Source organism: Pseudomonas rhizozeae, from assembly GCF_031583775.1.
Classification (GTDB): Bacteria; Pseudomonadota; Gammaproteobacteria; order Pseudomonadales; family Pseudomonadaceae; genus Aquipseudomonas.
Genome location: NZ_JAVLSB010000030.1, coordinates 69,889 through 87,440, shown reverse-complemented (window position 1 = coordinate 87,440; position 17,552 = coordinate 69,889). Strand labels below are relative to the sequence as shown.

Sequence of the window (17,552 nt, the reverse complement as noted above, 5' to 3'; positions counted from 1 at the left end):
CACGGTTCCCGCCAGACCGCCAAATACTGGTCACAGTGCGGGCGAGGCTATATCAATCATGATCAGTCTTGCTTGAAAAAGAGAACCCCCGCGCAGCGGGGGTTTTGTTCAGACTCGTCTGGTAGCGGCTTCATAAACCTCGTCATCTCGACGAGCCCCTACGCACAGTACTAAGACGATCTCGGTGCCATTGATGCGATAGATGATCCGCACATCTCCGGTCCTTATCCGACGACAACCGGCCAAAGCACCGCGTAGCGCCTTGCCAATCTTGTCGGGCTCCCCTGAAGCAATGCGCTCACGAATCACTTTCAAAAACGCTTTGCCTCAGCACTTTCCAATTGCTTCAGGTCTTTCTCTACAGCAGAGTGTAACCGGACAATCCAATTTATTGGCTTAGCCTATTGACTGAAGCGTGAGTCCATTTCCTCAAGGCTCACGGTCACAGTATCGTCAAGGCTGGGCAGACGCTCGATGGCCAGCAATTCAGAGCGCAAATCTTCAAGTTCGTCCTGCAGTGCCTGATAGGCTTGCACGCCTACCAACACAGCTGCTGGCTCGTTGTCCTTGAATATCACCAGATGATTCACATCACCACTGGCGACATCTTTCAATCGCGCTCGAAAATCTCGGGCCATAGTGGTGGCAGATACGGCCTGCTCAGCACGGTCTGGTAGTGCACTCATGCCATTGGTCCTTTCATTATCGTCGTCAGTATCGAAAACGGCTAACGCCGTTACCTGCCAAGTAATGCGCATAATCATACGCACAACAATACACATAATGCTTGGACGCTTTGCCGGCGATGGAAGACTATTGCAAACCGCAATCCTCGAACTCGACTCGCCTATCAGCGCGCTCACTCTGCAACGTATCTTTCTGAGTGATTAACCCGCTAAACAACGCTTGGCCATCCGTTGCCGTTGCGTCAAACCGAACTGAAAACGGGCTGGGTCACAACGGGCTTCGATCCCGATAAACATGTTTACCGGGACGCGTTTAATCCGCTTGGGCGTTACGTCCTGAAAGCTACATCGCCTTGTGCCTTTGCCTACAACTAAGACAGAATCCGCCGGCTTGTGCGCCTTGGTACCGGGCTTTATCGTTTCCCCATCGCTGAAAAACAGCGATCGGGTTTGGTAGCCCGGACATAAGGAATGCACAGCATCACCGTTCGCGGCGCTTTTTCGCCCCGCCATTATGGTGGTCATGCGCAGGGCACTTTCGGGTGCGCCGGTTTCCTTATGTCCCGGTCTACCAACCTGAGTATGGCCACCACCCTTCGTTTGGTAGCGAGGTTGGTTGGCTCTTTATTCACGACATAAGGAGTTCCAACAATGTTCAAACCTACCCCCAACCCGCCCGAAGACGACCCGACCACCCCGTATGAAAAAGTCGGATCAAAGAAATTCCATGGAGCAGCCGAGCGCGCGATGGATTTCTACTTCAACATCGATGACGTCAAAGCCAGCACCCGCGCCCCGAGCACCATGTTCGTCATCAACCCCGACCTCGACATGGAAACCTTGCTGGTACACGCCTGTGAGTCATTGGCATCCGCCAACGTGATGGCCAACGATTTGGCCACCGCGTTGCAGGGGTCAAGCCGCAATGCGTTGTTGGGCATCGCCCAGGTCATCATGCTGGGCGAACTGGCAGTGAACCGAGCGCTGGATCGGCTTGAAGCGCCTGCATAACGTTCCGACTCCACGGCGAGGGCCGCGCCCTTATAGGTTGTATTGAGCAACAGTGGATGAACGGCTCAGATTCAGCCGTTCACCCACTCAGTTGCACGACTGGTTTCCGCCCACATCGTCAATGGCATGACACGCGCAACACTGTATGGCGGCGGCGAAGAAGGCTATGTGGATTATCCGGTGTATGCCGAAGTGACCTGCTAACTGGCCCACATCCGGGTCTGCCGAGCACTGGGTGAATGGCAGACCCGTGTTCATGCTCGTTGATTCGCTGCTCAAGCCTGACGTTGCTCGTCCATGACGATACGGCCGATGACCTGATACTTATGGCTGTCGAAATATTTGAAGTACAGGGCGATCCCGGCGCCTATCAGAAAACTGGCGAGCACGATGTAGGGGATCAGCGGGTAGAGCATTGAGTTGACGGCATTTCCCGCGGCGAAACCCATGTTGATCCAGAGCAGGTACACCACGTACAGCATGGCCACCCCGCCAATCAGTGGCGCCAGGAAGGTTTTGAACCAGTGCGCCTTGTGGCGGTTCTGCGGATCGAAATGGAACCAGGCGATGACCGCAAATGCGCACAGCGCCTGGACGATCATGATGCCCATGGTGCCGAGGATGGCCAGCAAGGTGTACAGGTCCGCGTAAGGGTCCTTGCCCTGCTGCCAGAAGGCCAACACGATCAGCGTGGCGATCACCGTTTGCACCGTCGACGCCACGTGCGGCGAACCGTGTTTGGGGTGGGTACGGCCAATGCTGCGGCCCAGTTGTTCAAACAGATTTTCCCGCCCGAGCGCGTACAGGTAGCGCGACGCACAGTTGTGAAACGCCATGCCGCAGGCGTAGGAGCCGCTGATGACCAACACCTTGAACAAGGTGACGGCCCATTCCCCCAGATACAGGCGAGCCGGGCCGTAGAACAACTCAGCCGCGGTGGCCGGGTTCTGCGCCAGTTGAATGGCGTTGGCCGGGCCCGCGCCGGCAACGGCCATCCACGACACGAACACATAAAACACCCCCACGCCGATCACTGCCAGCATCGTTGCCAGGGGAATGATGCGCTTGGGATCCCGGGACTCTTCGCCATACATGGCGGTGGACTCGAAACCGACCCACGACCAGAACGCGAAGAACAATCCCAGCCCCGCGCTGGCGCCGATCACACCCTCGGCCGGCGTGAAGGCGTTGAGCGGGTTGATCGACTCCAGGTGCAAACCCTGGGCGTCGCCGCCATGCAGCAGCACCGCGACGGAGGTCGCGCCCAACATCAGGATTTCCAGGATCAGGCAGGCGCCCAATAGCTTGGCGGCCAGGCTCAGGTCGAAATAACAGAGGATGCCATTTGCCGCGAGCATCAACAGCGCGAACACCAGCCAATGGACTTGAAGACCTAGTACGCTCTGGGCGAAGTCCTGGCAGAAAAACGCAAAAATCCCCACCAGCGCCGCTTCAAACACAATGTAGGTCAGGGTCACTGCAATGCCCGACGCCATGCCCACCACCCGGCCTAGGCCGTGGGAGATAAAGCCATAAAAGGCCCCGGTGGCGGTGATGTACTTGGCCATTTGCGAATAGCCCAGCGCGAACAGCGACAGGATCACCGTCGCCACCAGGTAACCGGCCGGCGCAAATTGCCCGTTGCCGCTGCCCACGGCAATCGGCACATTGCCCAGCATGGCGGTGATCGGCGCCGCCGTGGCGATCGTCATGAACAACACGCCGAACAAGCCAACTGAGTTCTTGCGCAAGCGCTGCACATCGGCAGGTGCCGTGAGGCTTGTTGGAGCGTCACTGATAAGGGTGTTCATGGGCGTATTCCTTGTTCAGGGTAGTTGTTCAAACAAGGGCTTGAAGTGACTCGGGCAGCACTTGTCCGCCGTCGATGATCAAGCTTTGCCCGGTGATGTAGCCGGCCTCGCGGCTGGCAAAGAACAGCACAGCGCTGGCGACGTCGGCGGAAGTGCCCAGGCGCTTGAGCGGAATGGAGGCCGCCACGCCCGCCTGGTAATCCGCCGCCACATCCAGGAAGCCTTCCGTGACGATGTTGCCGGGCATGACCGCGTTGACGGTGATGCCGTCCCTCGCCAACTCGATCGCCGCGGTACGCATAAAGCCCAGCTGCGCCGCTTTGCTCGCGCCGTAATGCACCCAACCCGGTGAACCGGTGACCGGGCCGGTAATCGATGAGGTGAGGATCACCCGGCCGTACTCGGCCCGTCGCAGCAAGGGCAGGGCGGCTTGTACGCAGAGGAATGTGCCTTTGGCATTGGTCGCCATCACCTGATCCCACTCCGCCTCAGCCAGGTCTTCCAATGGAGAGTTGGGGAAAATCCCGGCATTGCAGCACAACACGTCGAGGCCGCCGTGGATCTCCTCCACGGTGTGGATCAGCGCCTTGACCGACGCGGCATCCGCCACATCGGAGGCCAGCCCCTGAACCTGCAATCCTTCGGCACGCAGGCCGGCCGCGACTGCTTCGATCCGGCCGGCGTTGCGCGCGGTGATCAGCACGCGTGCGCCTTGCAGCGCAAACTGTCGGGCAACCCCGAGGCCAATGCCGGTGCTGGCACCGGTGACCAAAACACTTTTACCGCTTAAGGACGTGAACATCTGCGCAGCTCCTGTCAAATGAGGGTGGCTGGAGAGTGAGTCAGGCCTTGCAGGGCGACTTGACCGCCGGGCACATAATTTGTCCTCGACCATCAATCGGCCGCAAAAAGCGCAGAAGCCTGTGCCCGCAGGTCAATGATTTGCGTTGTGGTGTCAAGCGGGTGGTCAGCGGTAACGCCCGGTGGGGCCATTGGAAACAGGCGCCGCAGTGGCCAACCGGGCGGCGGGTCAGTGGCTGGCATGATCAAAATGCTCCTGTGCGTAGCGCGAAGCGTTGGCGGCGCACCATCAAGACGCGTCGTCGCGCAACCGATCACAGTGCGAGGTGTTCAGAACGCCCGCGTGCACCGCGGCATGAATTTTGCTCAAGTAGGATGCTTGTACCAAGCGTACATAGCGCCCCTATTCGCAACTGTGTGAGAGGTTGCCATGCAACTTGCCACAACACGGCGACCCGCCGATCAGCTTCAATCAATCGGAGTGCTCAGTTCGGCCGCCACCGGCCTGGTCGAGTTTATCCAGCACAAGGGTGGCGACGCGGACCGGATTCTCGGCCATGCGGGAATTAACCCCGAGCACCTGCAGCATCCGACCTTGAGCCTCGATCTGAAGCAATATTGCGCGGTGTTCGAAGAAGCCGCCCGCCAGACCCACGATGACAACTTCGGTTTGCGTTACGGCAATCAGTTCAAACCCGACGGCCTGGGGATGCTCGGTTATGTCGGCATGTGCTCGGAAACCCTAGGCGACGCCTTGCGCAACATCGTCAAGGTGTTCCCCATCCATCAGCAAGGCAGCCTGCTGCGGCTTGAAGTGGAGGGCGAATGGTGTCGGCTCGATTACCAGGTCCAGTACGGCGCGATCTTCCGCAAGCGCCAGGACGCCGAATTGTCGCTGGGCATGTTTACCAATCTGATGCGTCACTCCATCGGACAAAAGTGGGCGCCTGAGCGTGTGCATTTCGAACACCCACAGCCGGAGGCCTGGCACGAGCACTGTAAAGTTTTCGATGCGCCGGTGTTCTTTGGTCAGCCGTGTAATTCACTAGTGTTCCGCAAGAGTGCGCTGGACAAGGTCATGCCCGGTCGGGACAGCCGGCTGTTAGCCATTGTCATGGAGAGCATGGACCTGCTGGCGCACCAGTGGGGCGAACGGCAAGGCGGCCATGGCATTATCAATGACGTCCAAGCGCAGATCCGCCTGCAGTTCGCGCATGGCGAACCCAGCCTCGATCAAGTGGCTGAGCTGCTGAAAATGACCAGTTGGAGCCTGCAACGTCGGCTGGGCGAGACAGGCCTAAACTTCTCCGGCCTGGTGGATAAAGTGCGCCAGGAACTGGCGCAGTACTACCTGACGCAGACCGGTGTGCCGATCTCGGAACTCGCCCTGTTGCTGGGCTATTCCGAAGCCAGTGCGTTCTCGCGCGCCTTCCGCCGCTGGCACGGCGTGAGCCCCAATCAGTGGCGCAAGTCTGACGCGTAATTGATTCGCTGGCGTTGCACGACGGTCAGCCATCACCACGGGAAAGTCTGTGGGTGATGGCTGAACATTAAGCCCGGCTCTCCTTTCTACGGCCCAGTAATCGGGGTGTGCTGATTTCGTCATTTCCTTGGCCCTAAACGATCAAGCCTCGGCGCATCAAATGCCCCCCGAGGGGTGGGGAGTGGACGCTGAAGGCTTGCCGAGTACCGACGCAAACGTGGTGCTCGATGCCGGCGCGATGCTGACGTTTGGCGGGCACAAAGCTTCGGCATTGGCCGCCATGGTGGAGCTGATCGCCGGGCCGTTGATCGGTGATTTGACCAGTGCCGAGTCTTTAGCCTACGACGCCGGTACCAGGACTTGCAGGCACTGCTGAAGTAAACGGAAACGGGCGTTAATGGCGCCCGTTCTGCGTTTCAAGTCAGCGAATCGGTGCGGTCACTCAGAGACCGACGTCGGGCAGTTGCGGACGGTTGGCCATGGCTTTGGCCATGATCTGCTCGACGAACAGGCGATCAGCTTCCGGCAGCGCCAGTCGCGGCGGCCGCGTCAGCGCGCTACCGCGACCGGCAATGGCTTCACACAGCTTGATGCATTGCACCAGATCGGCACGGGCATCGAGGTGCAAGATCGGCATCAGCCATTCGTAGATCGGCATGGCTTCGGCAAAGCGACCGGCCTTGGCCAGGCGGAAGATGGTTTCGCCTTCTTTCGGGAACACGTTGGACATGCCCGACACCCAGCCTTCGGCACCCACCGCGATGCTTTCCAGCACCACATCATCGAGACCCGCGAACAGCACAAACCGGTCTCCGACTTCGTTGCGCACGTCGATAAAGCGGCGCGTGTCGCCAGAGGAATCCTTGAAGCACACCACGTTGTCGCAGTCGGCCAGAGAAATCAGGATGTCGGGGGTGACATCGTTTTTGTAGATCGGCGGGTTGTTATAGACCATCAGCGGTACATCGGCGTTTTTCGCCACGTAGCGGAAGTGCTCGGCGGTCTCGAAAGGTTTCGAGCCGTAGACCAGCGCCGGCATCAGCATGACGCCATCCACGCCGACCCGACGCACCGCGTTCGCGACCTTGGCCGCTGCCACGCTGGTGAATTCAGCCACGCCGCAAATCACCGGCACCCGCCCGCGTGAGGCGTCGACCGCGACTTCGGTCACGGCGATTTTTTCTTCGGCGGTCAGCGAGGTGTTTTCCCCCACCGAACCGCAGACAACGAGCCCTGACACGCCGTCACGAATGACGTTGGAAATCACTTGGTGGGTCTTTTCCAGGTTGATGGAGAAGTCGTCATTGAATTGAGTGGTGACGGCGGGGAAGACGCCACTCCAGTTGATTCGCTTGCTCATTGTTACCTCCAGTTCGTTAATTGTATTTCGTATACGATATGTTAATCGGCAAACGGCTGCCATGTTTCTTTCAGGTTCATGTGGTTTTTCGCCAGCCGTTTGTCAGTGTCGTTTGGCTTGAGGTGTCAGGCGCCACGCCAGGTGTCGGACAGTCGATAGCCCTGTGGCCATGGATCGCTCGGGTCGAGAAGCAATTGGTGAGTCCCGGTGATCCACGCTCGCCCGGAAATGCACGGATAGATTGCCGAACGCCCGGCGACTTCCGTCAGCGAATCGATGCGGCAGTGGAACTCGGAACCGATGATCGACCGGCCGATAAATCGCTCACCCACCTGCATCAAGCCTTTGGCATGCAACACGGCCATGCGCGCCGAGCAACCGGTGCCGGTGGGCGAACGATCGATCTTGCCGGGTTGAATCACCACGGCATTGGCGCCCGTGGCGATGCCCTGCTCGTGGACGACTGGAGCGGCGATCTGGCAGAAGGAAATGTGCGACCACTCCGGGTTCAGCGGATGCACAAAACCCAGTTGTTCGTTGGCCGCACGGGTGATTTTCAATCCGACGTCCACCAGTTCGGCGGCTTCGTCGGGACGGATGGCAAAGCCCAGCCGTTGCGCATCGACGATCACGAAACTGTCGCCGCCGTACGCCGTGTCGACCTGCAGCGAGCCCAGGCCCTCGACCTCGATCCAGGCGTCGAGCTTATCGGCGAAGGAGGGCACATTTTTGATTTCGACCCGCTCCACTTTACCGTCACGGCAATCGGCCACGGCTTCGATCAATCCACCGGGGGCCTCCAGCACCAGCCGGGTTTGCGGTTCGGTCATCGGCAGGATGCCGCTGTCGAGTAACACCGTGGCCACGCACAGCGAATTGGAGCCGGACATCGGCGGCGTGTCCGCCGGCTCCATGATGATCCAGGCCATTTGCGCTCGGGGGTCTTTGGCCGGTACCAGCAGGTTGACGTGGCGAAACACCCCGCCTCGCGGTTCGTTGAGGACGAAATTGCGCAAGGTCTCATCCTGGGCAATCCAGCGCGATTGTTCCCACACGGTCGCACCGGGCGGTGGGGCGACGCCGCCAACAATGACGTCGCCGACTTCGCCTTCGGCATGGCAACTGACCACATGAATCACTTTCGAAGAACGCATGGTTTTCTCCTATTTGACCGACTTGAGGAAGGCCGCGGTTTCCGCATGCAGCGGGTTGCCAATGACCTGGTCGGGCGCGCCGATCTCGTGTACCAGACCGTTACGGAAGAACGCCACGCGGTCCGACACGTCCCGCGCGAAGCGGATCTCGTGGGTGACTAGCACCATGGTCATGCCGTCTTCGGCAAGCATGCGCATGGTGTCCAGTACTTCACCCACCAGTTGCGGATCGAGGGCCGAAGTGGCCTCGTCAAACAGCATGTAATCCGGGGACATGGCCAGCGCGCGAGCGATCGCCATGCGCTGTTGCTGACCCCCGGAGAGCTTGCTGGGAAACGCCTTGAGCTTGTCACTCAGGCCAACGTGGGTGAGTTGCTGCACCGCCAGCTCCTCGGCTTCGGCCTTACTTTTCCCCAGCACCTTGCGCGGCGCCAGCATGACGTTTTCCAACACCGTCAAGTGCGGGAAGGCATTCCATTGCTGAAACACAATGCCGATTTTCTGCCGCAGGCGGTTGAGATCGGTGCCGGCGTGATGGACCTCTACGCCGTCGACGCGGATGCTGCCTTTCTGGATCGGCTCCAGGCCATTGATGCACATCAACAGGGTCGACTTGCCTGAGCCGGAACCGCCAATGATCGACACCACTTCGCCCTTGTTCACCGTCAGGTTTACGCCCTTGATCACTTCAAGGTTGCCGAAGGATTTGTGTACGTTGTCGATCTCAATCATTTTCTTGCCACCTTCTTTCCAGACGAGCGCCGAGGCGGGCAACCACCAGGCTCATGACGTAGTAGATAAGTCCCGCGATGCACAGCACCAGCAGCGGCTCCTGGATGCGGGTCACGATGGTTTGCGAGGCGCGCAGCAGTTCGACGATGCCGATCCACATCACCAGCGCGGTGTCTTTCATCACGCCCAGCACCAGGTTCAGCCAGCCGGGAAACGCCACTCGCGTGGCCATCGGCAGGACGATCCAGCGCAAGTCCTGAAAGAAGCTCAGGCCCAGCGAGCGACTGGCGCGGCGCACGGTGAAAGGCACTGCGAGCACACCGCCGCGCACGATCTCGGTGAAATACGCGGCGGCGTAAATCCCAAGCACGATGCAGCCAACGCTGAACGCGCTGATGTTCAAACCGACGATGCTCTTGAGCGAGTTGAACAACACAAATTGAATCAACAGCGGCACGCTGCGAAAGATATCCAGCACCCAGGCCAGGGGCAGGCTGGCCCGGGGCAACAGCGCCCGCAACAAGCCGAACAGCAACCCGGCGAGCGTGCCGAGGATGATCGACCAGAACGTCAGTTGCACCGTGACCCAGGCACCATTGAGCAAGAACTGCAGGTCGTTCCAGGAAAAGCTGGTGGTCAACATGGTCACCTCCTCAATAACGGAACAGCCGCCAGGCCATCAGCCGGGCTGCCGCGACGATCGCCTTGGCAATCAGGTAATACAGCACCGCGGCAATGGCGAAGTATTCGAAGGTGCGGAACGTCTTGACGTTGTAGTCCTGAGTCACACCGGTGAGGTCATTGTTCAGCCCGACGATCACCCCCAACGATGTCATCAATACCGCCCAGACCATCTGGTTGCTCAACGGGTAGAACACGATTCGCAGCAGTTGCGGAACGATGATCAACCGGTAGGCCTGAAAGGCGCTCATGCCCAGTGAACGCGCTGCGCGGACTTGCGTGGTGGGCACCGCTTTAAGGCCGCCGCGAAAGTTTTCCGCGAGGTAGCCGGCGTTGTTGAAGGTGATCCCTGCCAGCAGCGCGAACCAGGAGCTGACATGCAGACCCAGCGAACCGAGGCCGAAGTAGAGGATGTAGATTTGAAACAGCGACGGGGTATTGCGCGCGATCGATACCCAGCCGTTGCCGACGCCGCGCAACAGGGGGTGTCGGGCTTCGCGCATGACGGTCAGGGCCAGGGCGATCAGGACGCCGAAGATCATCGACAAGGCGGCGGTTTCGAACGTGACCAGCGCGCCGGCGAGCATGTCCGGCAGGGCGCGCAAGGCCGAACGCCATTGGAAGGTGTAATCAAACATGCGCGGGGTTCTCCAGGTCAGCGGCAGGCGCCAGCCAGGTCGGCAGACGCCCGCTGGCAGTGGCGCTACAGGCGGCGTCGACGCATTCGCCAAGGCTGGCGAAGTGCACCTTGCGGCCCGCCAGCCCCGGAGCATAGTGGGCGTACTTGCCCGAGTTGGTCATCAAGGTGGTCGCGGCGGGGGGAATCACCGGCTCGCCGAGCATGCACCAGCAGGTATCGGTAATCAGGGTCGCACCGAAGGTTTCGAGCACGGCGATATGCCCGGCGTGGCGCGCTTGCTCCAGCACCGCGCGGCCGCAGGTGATGGCGACGACCACGTCAGGGTGTTTGTGCCGACCCCGGCACAGCTGCGCCAGGCGCGCAAATTCGCTGAGGGAAAAGTGCGGGTTACCCAGCGAGACCACATCCACCTTGTTGTCGTGGGCACTGTTGAGTTCGCGCCAACTGCGCAACAGGTCCGCCAAGTGGACTGTTTCCAGCGGCAAGGTTTCACCCGGCTCCATAACCTGCGTCGGGTCGAGAGCTTCCGGCGTGACCCCGGCGATATGGAACAACGCTGCAGCGGAGGTGGTGGCGAATGCGGCGCCGAACGCTTTCAAATCATCGAGCGTGGGCTGACGCTGTTCCAGCCCGAACACCACCGGAATACGACTGCCGGCGAGGGCGCCGACGTGGTAACCGAGCAATGGATAGAAGGCATCATCCAGTTCGCTCAAGGCCGGCAATTCGACGCGCAGGCGAGCCTTGCGATGCGCGTCCAGATGGCAGCCGATCAGCGGCGCGCGGCCGGTCAGGGCGATGCAGATATCCAAGTAGTCCGGGTACTTCAGGGTGCGAGCGCCGAGCACACTGTTGGCGTAGACCACGGCGTTGGATTCGGCCCAGACAATCTGCTCGCCGGTCTTGGGCGCGCTGTCGAGCAAGTAGGGCGCGCAGGTGTAACTGAGCTGTGCGCCCATCGCCATGTAGGCGTCACCCAAGGCACTGGCCGGCTCGCCGAGCGCCGCGTCGATGCCCAATTCTCGCCACCGACGCTGATCGACGGAGATCGAATTGAGCGTCGTGGGCACGCGTACTTTTGCCCCCCATTGCACCCACTGTTGGGCAAAGCGCAGGCTCGCCGGACCGGTGTAAATGCAGCCGTCGATGTGTGCCTGGGTGACATCCACCAGACTGCGCGCACCTTGCAGCTGCGCCATGCGCAAGACGATCTGCATGGCGACTTGCGCTGCCTTGCCATGTTCGCCATCGAGCAGTGCGCGGTCGTGCTCGCTCAGCTCGATCGAGGCATTCGTGTCGGGTTCGAGCGATGGGGTGCCAGGTGCCTGCCAGTCATCGCCGGGCGGGTGTTCGAATACGCTCAGCAACGCGTCTTCGACCCGCGCGAAAGCCTTGCCGCGCAAGGCGTCGAACGCCTCCCGACCGATGCACAGCACCGGCAGGGAGCCTTCGAACAGGGTTTGGGAGACCACCACGCCCAGGGTCAGGATCTCATCAGGTTCGGCCAGCACCAAAGCGGCCGGCGCGTGACCGTTACTGATCAGCTCCATCAGCACACTGCTGCCGGTACACGAACCACGGCCACTGGGAATCGCCAGTACCCGTCCGCCCAGGTATTGGCCGCTGAGCGGGTGATGACGGTCGATGACCTCACCGCTGAATGGATCGACACCGCCCCAGAAACTCAAGCCTACGTCAGCAAACAGCAGCGCGCCCTGTGCCGCGCCCGCGACCAGGCTGCGACCGAGCAGAGAAGTGCTCCCAGGCATGGCGGACACCTCAGTAATAGACCTGTGGCACGGTCAGGTTGGTCGGTGGAATGTCAGTGCCGACCCATTTCACGAACAGCTCTTTGTAACGACCGGTGCGCACCTGTTGGTTGACGAACAGGTTGAGGTAGTTAAGCAAGCCGTACTCGCTGCGCTTGGCGGCGAGGGAGACGTAATCGATCACGTAAGGGGCGTTGCCGGCAATTTTCAGGTTTTTGTATTTGCCTGACTTGAGTGTGGCGGCGGCCACGGTATTGGTGACCACGGTGGCGTCGATGTGGCCTTGGGCAACCGCCAGCAGCGTGTCGTTCTGTGACTGGTAAGCGCGGAAACTGCCGCTGCCCCAGCTCTTCACATCTTTTTCCAGGGCGATGGCTTCGAAGGTGCCACTGGTGTTGCCCAGGGCTTTACCTTTCAAGTCGTCGAAGCTTTTGATCCCGGTATTGTCACGGGTCAGCACGACCATCTGGAAGGCAAAGTAAGGCACGGTAAGGCCGACGGTCTTGGCCCGCTCGAGGGTATCGGAGGTGGAGGCGACGATCACATCGGCACGCCCGGAAATCAGCGCCGGGATGCGATCCGGGAAGGGCGTTTCAACCACTTCGGCATCAACCCCGAGAATTTTCGCCAGATCGTGGCAGTAGTCCACATCGAAGCCGGCAGGGTTATTGGCTTCATCGCGAAAACCCATCGGCGGAAAGTCCAGAGTCACGGCGCACCGCAATTTGCCTGAACCGATGATGTCGTCGAGCTTGTCGGCCTGAGCGGTAGCGATAAAGGACGTACTTAGAACAGCGCTGAGGGCTACGGCAAATGCGGGGTTTTTCATAGAAGCCTCGTTATGGTTGAGTGCTGTTAGATATCGTATTGAAGATTTCGTATACGATATCGGTTTAGCAATCAGCGTGCCATCGAGCAGTCAGTCGCCGAAATGCTTCGCAGCCGTTGAGTTAGCCGGTCTGCATGCTGAAAGGGGGCGAGAAGGTGGGTTGGGCCTGGATCGGTCGGTGTTACAGAAGGGAGCAGCGGTCATCACAACGCACCCTAACGACACATTAACCGTCGCTTAGCGACGGCTGTCGCGGTATTGGCTCGGCGCCAGGCTGGTCAGTGCGCGGAATTGTCGGCTGAACGCGCTGTGATCGGTGTAACCACAGCGAAGCGCGATATCGGTAATGGGCAGGTCGGTCTCTAGCAGCAAACGCGAAGACTCTTCCAGGCGCGCCTTGTGGATCATCTGGCGCGGCGTGATTTGGAACACCCGTTTGCAGTGGCGCTCCAGTTGCCCCACGGAATACCCGGCAATTTCAGTCAGCTCGGTGAGGCTGATCGGGCGCGCGAAGTGCTTGCGAATATGGGCGTCCACGGCCGCCAGCTTCGGGAAGGCTGGATGGCTGGACTGTGGCAACTGCAGGTCTCGGGAGATGCCGGCCAGGCCGACGATCTGACCTTGTTCATCGCGAAGGGCAAGTTTGTGGGTCAGGCACCAGATGGGCTGATTTGCGGAATAGAGGTGCAGTTCGAGCTGGTCGGCCAACTCGCGACCGCTGGACAACACGCGACGATCCTGCTCGGTGTACAGCGGGCCATAACGTTCTGGAAAGACCCTGTCGGCGGTGCGCCCAAGCAACTCTTCGGTGTGCTTGAAGCCACAGCGCCGGGCCAGGGTCTGGTTGACGAACGCGTAGCGAGCCTCACTGTCCTTGATGAAAAACACCACATCCGACAAGGTATCGAGCAGCGCTGCAATAGGCTTGAGACTGCGCAGCAGGGTCGGCAGGTCGCAGGGTTCGAAGGTCGTCAACGAGGCATGCATGGCACTGGGCGTCTGGTGGCAGTCCTGCGGATCATAAAGACTCGGCCGCCCTACGCAAAGCTTGCAAGCCAGTATTCAAAGCACTGGCGTGTCTTCCAGGCACAACAAGGTCTCGATTCGCGCCGGGCTGAACGGCGGGCGGGGCACCGAAGGTTGCCAGCCGAACAGGTGTTGCACGGCGCCGCCACAGACCCGTCCCTGGCAGGCACCCATGCCGCAGCGGCTGGCCAGTTTGGCTTGGCGCCAGTCCGCGTGCCCGACCAGAGCCGAGTAGGGCACGTCTTCGCAGCGGCATACCAGCGTGTCGGGTTGCGCCAGCACCTTGAGTCGCGGATCCAGCGTGAAGGTTTGGTTGAGCACCCTGGCGAACCCCTGCCAGCGCGCGCGGCGTGGCACCCATCGGGTTGCGGCTGCAACGTCGCCGACCGCAGCGTGGCCGGCAATCGTGCCCTCGACCAGTGCCAGTTCACTGCCGCCGAAACCGGTGCATTCACCCGCTGCATAGTGATCGGCGCGACTGGTTGTTTGCCAGGAATCGACGGCCAGCGCCTGGCCATCGAGGTCGCAACCCAGGGCCTGGCCGAGCTGGGTGTTGGGGATCAAACCGAAACCACACGCCAGGCGATCGCATGCCACTTCGACGAATTTTCCCTGTTGTTGCAGGCGCACCCCTTCAAGCCGTTCATTGCCCAGCGCCGCCACGACGTGGCTGGCAGTTCGGTAATGCCGGTCGAACAGGGTGAACGCCTGCACAAGCTTGTGCGGCCAGCGTGGCAGTTGCGCGATGAACCCCGCGACGGCGATCGTTTTGGCCTGTTCGGCGATGCGCAACACCTGAGCGCCGTTGTGTCTGGCGGTGGCGGCGCTGGCCAGCAACAACGGTCCGCTGCCGGCGATCACCAGGCGCTCGCCGTTTACGGGCAGGCCACCCTTGATCAATGCCTGAAGACCACCGGCGCCCGTCACGCCCGGCAATGTCCAGCCGGGGAAGGGCAACAGCAACTCCCGCGCGCCGGTACACAGAATCAGTTTGTCGTAATCGATCAGCCAGCCGCGATCCGCGTCTTCGACCAGCAGTTGTTTCGGGCCGGCGCAGGCAATCACCCGAGTCCCCGAATGGTGGTGAATGTTGCTGCAAGCATGCAGTTGCTCGCGCATCTGGCGCGCCTGATTGGGCAGGCTGGCCTGTGGGCCGTCGCGCCAGATCTGTCCGCCCGGCAGCGGGTTATCGTCGAGCAGCACAATGCGTGCACCACTGCGGGCGGCGGCCAGCGCAGCGGCCATGCCGGCGGGGCCGGCACCGATGATCAGCAGGTCGGCGGACTCGCTCATGCTTGAGTCCGCACATTCATGCCGTCACGGCATAGCGTCTGGCAGGCCAGGCGTCGCCGGCCGTCGATGGTCACCCGGCATTCCTGGCAGATGCCCATCCCGCACAACGGTGCACGACGCTCGCCACTGACCGAAGTGCGACTGCATCCATCGCCGCCTAACGCCAGCGCCGCCGCGACACTGGTGCCCTCGGCCACGCTCAACGCTCGGCCGTCCATCAACAATTCAGGCATGCACAGGTTCCTTGAGAAAGCGTTGCGGCAGATAAGGTTGCGCGGGCAGTGGCGGGGTTTCGTCGAGTAATTGCGCGACTAACAAGTCGGCCGTGCCGGGAGCGGTGGTGACCCCCAGGCCTTCGTGTCCGACCGCCAACCACAAGCCTTGGCGTTGCGGGTGCTGACCTACCAGCGGCAGACCGTCCGGGCTCGCCGCACGAAACCCGGTCCAGGCGCGGATGCCGTTGAGCTGCGCCAGCCCCGGCATGTAGTCAACGGCACGCCTGAGCATTTTTGCCAGCATCCAGCCTTCGACCTCCGGGTCGGTCGTGCCGAATTGGCGTGAGGCGCCGATGAATAATTGCCCCGTCGGCCGTGGCTGGATGTTGCAGGCGGTCGAAGGGCCAGTGGCGTTGTGGGCGCTGGTGACGTAGCCGAGTTCCACCAAGGTGTGAGTGACGGTCATGGGGTAGCGATCAGTGATCAGCAAGTGGCCTTTCTTCGGTTCTATGGGTAATTCGGGGCAGAGCTCGGTGGCCTGGATGCCGTTGGCCAGGACCACCGCTTCGGCACTCAGCCACTGGCCGTCGTCCAGCCGCACGCGGTTGCCGTCGATTTCAATAACCCGCGCCCGACGCTGGCTGATGTTGCGGTCGTCGAGCATCCAGCGCGCAGTCGCCGGGGCGTAGAGGATGCCGTCGCCGTTGATCAGCAAGCCGCCTTCCAGGCCCTCGCGCAATTCGGGTTCTCGTTGGCGCAAGCCACGCTCGGAGATCAGTTCGCAGGCCACGCCGTGCGCCTGCAAGTGGCGATACTTGCTGTGGGCGACCGCCATTTCTTCGGCGTTGGCCGCCAACCAGAGCGTGCCGTTGCTGCGGTAGGCGCAGCTGTCGGGCAGGGCGGGTGCCAGTTCGCGCCAGCGCTGCAGGGAATACTGACTGAGGGCCAGTTCGGCCGGGTTGTCATCGAGCACCAGCAGGTGCCCCATCCCGGCGGCCGTCGCCCCCGGCAGGCCGGCATCCAGCACCAGCACGCGCAGGTCGCGACGGGCCAACGCCTGGGCGCAGGCGGCACCGATGATGCCGGCGCCGATCACAATCACATCGGCGGCCCGGCCCTCGCTCATGGGCGAATGCCCCAAGCGAACGGATCGTCCTGATCGATAATCAGGCTGGCTTCGGCGCTGATGTGAGCGCGGCCCCGGATGGTCGGGATGATGCGCTCGCCGTGGATCTCGTAAGAACCTTCGAATTCGCTACCGATGACACTCGCCTGACGCCAGATTTGCCCAGGCTGCAATTTGCCGTCGGCCGCCAGGCATGCCAATTTGGCGCTGGTGCCGGTGCCGCAGGGCGAGCGGTCGTAGGCTTTGCCGGGGCACAGCACGAAGTTGCGGCTGTCGGCGTGCTCGTCATCGGTAAACAGTTCGATATGGTCGATCAAGCCGCCGTCTTCGCCGCGAATGCCTTGCACGTCCAGTGCTTGCTGCACCGCGAAGGTATACGCCGTGAGTGCGTCGAGGTTATCGCCGGCCACCCGCAGGCCATGCTCGGCAATCAGGAAAAACCAGTTACCGCCCCAGGCCACATCGCCGGTCACCTGGCCGACCCCCGGCACTTGCAGCGACAGCGCTTTGCGATAACGGTAGGCGGGCACGTTGCGCACGCTGACCGAGCCGTCGTCATGCAGCGTCGCTTGCACCGTGCCCACTGGCGTCTCGATGCTGTGCACGCCGGCGCCGATCTTGCCCAAATGCGCCAGCGAGGCCACCAGCCCGATCGTGCCGTGGCCGCACATTCCGAGGTAACCGCTGTTATTGAAGAAAATCACCCCGGCACAGGCGGTTGGGTCCACCGGTTCACAAAGCAGCGCGCCTACCAGCACGTCGCTGCCGCGAGGCTCCAGGACGCAGGCCGCTCGCCAGTGGTCATGTTGCTCGGCCAATTGTTGTCGACGTTCGGCCATGCTGCCGGTGCCCAAATCAGGAAAGCCAGCAGTGACCAGGCGGGTAGGTTCGCCGCCGGTGTGGGAGTCGATCACGGTGATGCGTTTCATGAGAGG

The 17,552-nt window shown here is 61.2% G+C and carries 18 protein-coding genes and 1 pseudogene; 3 read left to right on the top strand and 16 right to left on the bottom strand.

What is annotated here, in order from left to right; genetic code table 11:
* Positions 1 to 108 precede the first annotated feature (108 nt).
* On the bottom strand, positions 109 to 309 hold the full coding sequence (locus RG836_RS09835; protein ID WP_409078069.1) for a type II toxin-antitoxin system RelE family toxin: 201 nt from the start codon (positions 307 to 309) through the stop codon (positions 109 to 111).
* Between the two features lie 92 nt (positions 310 to 401).
* Positions 402 to 764 carry a type II toxin-antitoxin system Phd/YefM family antitoxin gene (locus RG836_RS09830; protein ID WP_310845041.1) on the bottom strand — a complete coding sequence of 121 codons (363 nt, stop codon included), beginning with the start codon at positions 762 to 764 and terminating at the stop codon, positions 402 to 404.
* Between the two features lie 573 nt (positions 765 to 1,337).
* Here RG836_RS09830 and RG836_RS09825 point away from each other — a divergent pair.
* Positions 1,338 to 1,697, top strand: a complete 360-nt coding sequence (locus RG836_RS09825; RefSeq protein WP_310845040.1) for a DUF6124 family protein — start codon at positions 1,338 to 1,340, stop codon at positions 1,695 to 1,697.
* A 275-nt stretch (positions 1,698 to 1,972) separates the two neighbouring features.
* Here the strand turns inward: RG836_RS09825 and RG836_RS09820 are convergent, their stop codons facing one another.
* Positions 1,973 to 3,508, bottom strand: a complete 1,536-nt coding sequence (locus RG836_RS09820; RefSeq protein ID WP_310845039.1) for an APC family permease — start codon at positions 3,506 to 3,508, stop codon at positions 1,973 to 1,975.
* 28 nt (positions 3,509 to 3,536) lie between these two features.
* Positions 3,537 to 4,310, bottom strand: a complete 774-nt coding sequence (gene fabG / locus RG836_RS09815) for a 3-oxoacyl-ACP reductase FabG (RefSeq protein WP_310845038.1) — start codon at positions 4,308 to 4,310, stop codon at positions 3,537 to 3,539.
* 429 nt (positions 4,311 to 4,739) lie between these two features.
* Here fabG and qhpR point away from each other — a divergent pair, with 429 nt between their 5' ends.
* Together qhpR and RG836_RS09805 are read left to right on the top strand one after the other, a co-directional pair.
* On the top strand, positions 4,740 to 5,792 hold the full coding sequence (qhpR, locus tag RG836_RS09810; protein WP_310845036.1) for an AraC-like transcriptional regulator QhpR: 1,053 nt from the start codon (positions 4,740 to 4,742) through the stop codon (positions 5,790 to 5,792).
* A 121-nt stretch (positions 5,793 to 5,913) separates the two neighbouring features.
* Positions 5,914 to 6,153, top strand: a pseudogene (locus tag RG836_RS09805) (Ldh family oxidoreductase); the annotation flags it as partial.
* 81 nt (positions 6,154 to 6,234) lie between these two features.
* Here the strand turns inward: RG836_RS09805 and RG836_RS09800 are convergent.
* The 12 genes from RG836_RS09800 to RG836_RS09745 form a co-directional block, all read right to left on the bottom strand.
* Positions 6,235 to 7,152 carry a dihydrodipicolinate synthase family protein gene (locus RG836_RS09800; protein WP_310845035.1) on the bottom strand — a complete coding sequence of 306 codons (918 nt, stop codon included), beginning with the start codon at positions 7,150 to 7,152 and terminating at the stop codon, positions 6,235 to 6,237.
* 125 nt (positions 7,153 to 7,277) lie between these two features.
* Positions 7,278 to 8,306 (bottom strand): trans-3-hydroxy-L-proline dehydratase, encoded by a 1,029-nt coding sequence (locus RG836_RS09795; RefSeq protein WP_310845034.1) that lies wholly within the window; start codon positions 8,304 to 8,306, stop codon positions 7,278 to 7,280.
* Positions 8,307 to 8,315: 9 nt separating this feature from the next.
* Positions 8,316 to 9,038 (bottom strand): amino acid ABC transporter ATP-binding protein, encoded by a 723-nt coding sequence (locus RG836_RS09790; protein WP_310845033.1) that lies wholly within the window; start codon positions 9,036 to 9,038, stop codon positions 8,316 to 8,318.
* Entirely contained in the window at positions 9,031 to 9,681 is a 651-nt protein-coding gene (locus RG836_RS09785) for an amino acid ABC transporter permease (protein WP_310845032.1), read from the bottom strand. Before RG836_RS09785 ends, RG836_RS09790 begins: the two co-directional genes overlap by 8 nt.
* Before the next feature lie 10 nt (positions 9,682 to 9,691).
* Positions 9,692 to 10,357, bottom strand: a complete 666-nt coding sequence (locus tag RG836_RS09780; protein WP_310845031.1) for an amino acid ABC transporter permease — start codon at positions 10,355 to 10,357, stop codon at positions 9,692 to 9,694.
* Entirely contained in the window at positions 10,350 to 12,128 is a 1,779-nt protein-coding gene (lhpI, locus tag RG836_RS09775; RefSeq protein ID WP_310845030.1) for a cis-3-hydroxy-L-proline dehydratase, read from the bottom strand. Before lhpI ends, RG836_RS09780 begins: the two co-directional genes overlap by 8 nt.
* A 10-nt stretch (positions 12,129 to 12,138) precedes the next feature.
* Positions 12,139 to 12,957, bottom strand: a complete 819-nt coding sequence (locus RG836_RS09770; protein ID WP_310845029.1) for an ABC transporter substrate-binding protein — start codon at positions 12,955 to 12,957, stop codon at positions 12,139 to 12,141.
* A 237-nt stretch (positions 12,958 to 13,194) separates the two neighbouring features.
* Positions 13,195 to 13,944 (bottom strand): AraC family transcriptional regulator, encoded by a 750-nt coding sequence (locus RG836_RS09765; RefSeq protein WP_310845028.1) that lies wholly within the window; start codon positions 13,942 to 13,944, stop codon positions 13,195 to 13,197.
* 75 nt (positions 13,945 to 14,019) lie between these two features.
* The gene (locus RG836_RS09760; RefSeq protein WP_310845027.1) at positions 14,020 to 15,276 is read right to left on the bottom strand and encodes an FAD/NAD(P)-binding oxidoreductase; all 1,257 of its coding nucleotides are present in this window, start codon (positions 15,274 to 15,276) and stop codon (positions 14,020 to 14,022) included.
* The gene (locus tag RG836_RS09755) at positions 15,273 to 15,509 is read right to left on the bottom strand and encodes a (2Fe-2S)-binding protein (RefSeq protein WP_310845026.1); all 237 of its coding nucleotides are present in this window, start codon (positions 15,507 to 15,509) and stop codon (positions 15,273 to 15,275) included. The genes RG836_RS09760 and RG836_RS09755 overlap by 4 nt, the downstream gene beginning before the upstream one ends.
* Entirely contained in the window at positions 15,502 to 16,617 is a 1,116-nt protein-coding gene (locus RG836_RS09750; protein WP_310845025.1) for an NAD(P)/FAD-dependent oxidoreductase, read from the bottom strand. The genes RG836_RS09755 and RG836_RS09750 overlap by 8 nt, the downstream gene beginning before the upstream one ends.
* Positions 16,614 to 17,546, bottom strand: coding sequence for a 4-hydroxyproline epimerase (locus RG836_RS09745; RefSeq protein ID WP_310845024.1), 933 nt, complete (start codon positions 17,544 to 17,546; stop codon positions 16,614 to 16,616). The genes RG836_RS09750 and RG836_RS09745 overlap by 4 nt, the downstream gene beginning before the upstream one ends.
* Positions 17,547 to 17,552: the final 6 nt, after the last annotated feature.

Coding starts and splice junctions, on each gene's coding strand:
- RG836_RS09830 (WP_310845041.1), bottom strand. CDS start 764: ATGATTATGCGCATTACTTGGCAGGTAACGGCGTTAGCCGTTTTCGAT.
- RG836_RS09825 (WP_310845040.1), top strand. CDS start 1,338: ATGTTCAAACCTACCCCCAACCCGCCCGAAGACGACCCGACCACCCCG.
- RG836_RS09820 (WP_310845039.1), bottom strand. CDS start 3,508: ATGAACACCCTTATCAGTGACGCTCCAACAAGCCTCACGGCACCTGCC.
- fabG (WP_310845038.1), bottom strand. CDS start 4,310: ATGTTCACGTCCTTAAGCGGTAAAAGTGTTTTGGTCACCGGTGCCAGC.
- qhpR (WP_310845036.1), top strand. CDS start 4,740: ATGCAACTTGCCACAACACGGCGACCCGCCGATCAGCTTCAATCAATC.
- RG836_RS09800 (WP_310845035.1), bottom strand. CDS start 7,152: ATGAGCAAGCGAATCAACTGGAGTGGCGTCTTCCCCGCCGTCACCACT.
- RG836_RS09795 (WP_310845034.1), bottom strand. CDS start 8,306: ATGCGTTCTTCGAAAGTGATTCATGTGGTCAGTTGCCATGCCGAAGGC.
- RG836_RS09790 (WP_310845033.1), bottom strand. CDS start 9,038: ATGATTGAGATCGACAACGTACACAAATCCTTCGGCAACCTTGAAGTG.
- RG836_RS09785 (WP_310845032.1), bottom strand. CDS start 9,681: ATGTTGACCACCAGCTTTTCCTGGAACGACCTGCAGTTCTTGCTCAAT.
- RG836_RS09780 (WP_310845031.1), bottom strand. CDS start 10,357: ATGTTTGATTACACCTTCCAATGGCGTTCGGCCTTGCGCGCCCTGCCG.
- lhpI (WP_310845030.1), bottom strand. CDS start 12,128: ATGCCTGGGAGCACTTCTCTGCTCGGTCGCAGCCTGGTCGCGGGCGCG.
- RG836_RS09770 (WP_310845029.1), bottom strand. CDS start 12,957: ATGAAAAACCCCGCATTTGCCGTAGCCCTCAGCGCTGTTCTAAGTACG.
- RG836_RS09765 (WP_310845028.1), bottom strand. CDS start 13,944: ATGCATGCCTCGTTGACGACCTTCGAACCCTGCGACCTGCCGACCCTG.
- RG836_RS09760 (WP_310845027.1), bottom strand. CDS start 15,276: ATGAGCGAGTCCGCCGACCTGCTGATCATCGGTGCCGGCCCCGCCGGC.
- RG836_RS09755 (WP_310845026.1), bottom strand. CDS start 15,509: ATGCCTGAATTGTTGATGGACGGCCGAGCGTTGAGCGTGGCCGAGGGC.
- RG836_RS09750 (WP_310845025.1), bottom strand. CDS start 16,617: ATGAGCGAGGGCCGGGCCGCCGATGTGATTGTGATCGGCGCCGGCATC.
- RG836_RS09745 (WP_310845024.1), bottom strand. CDS start 17,546: ATGAAACGCATCACCGTGATCGACTCCCACACCGGCGGCGAACCTACC.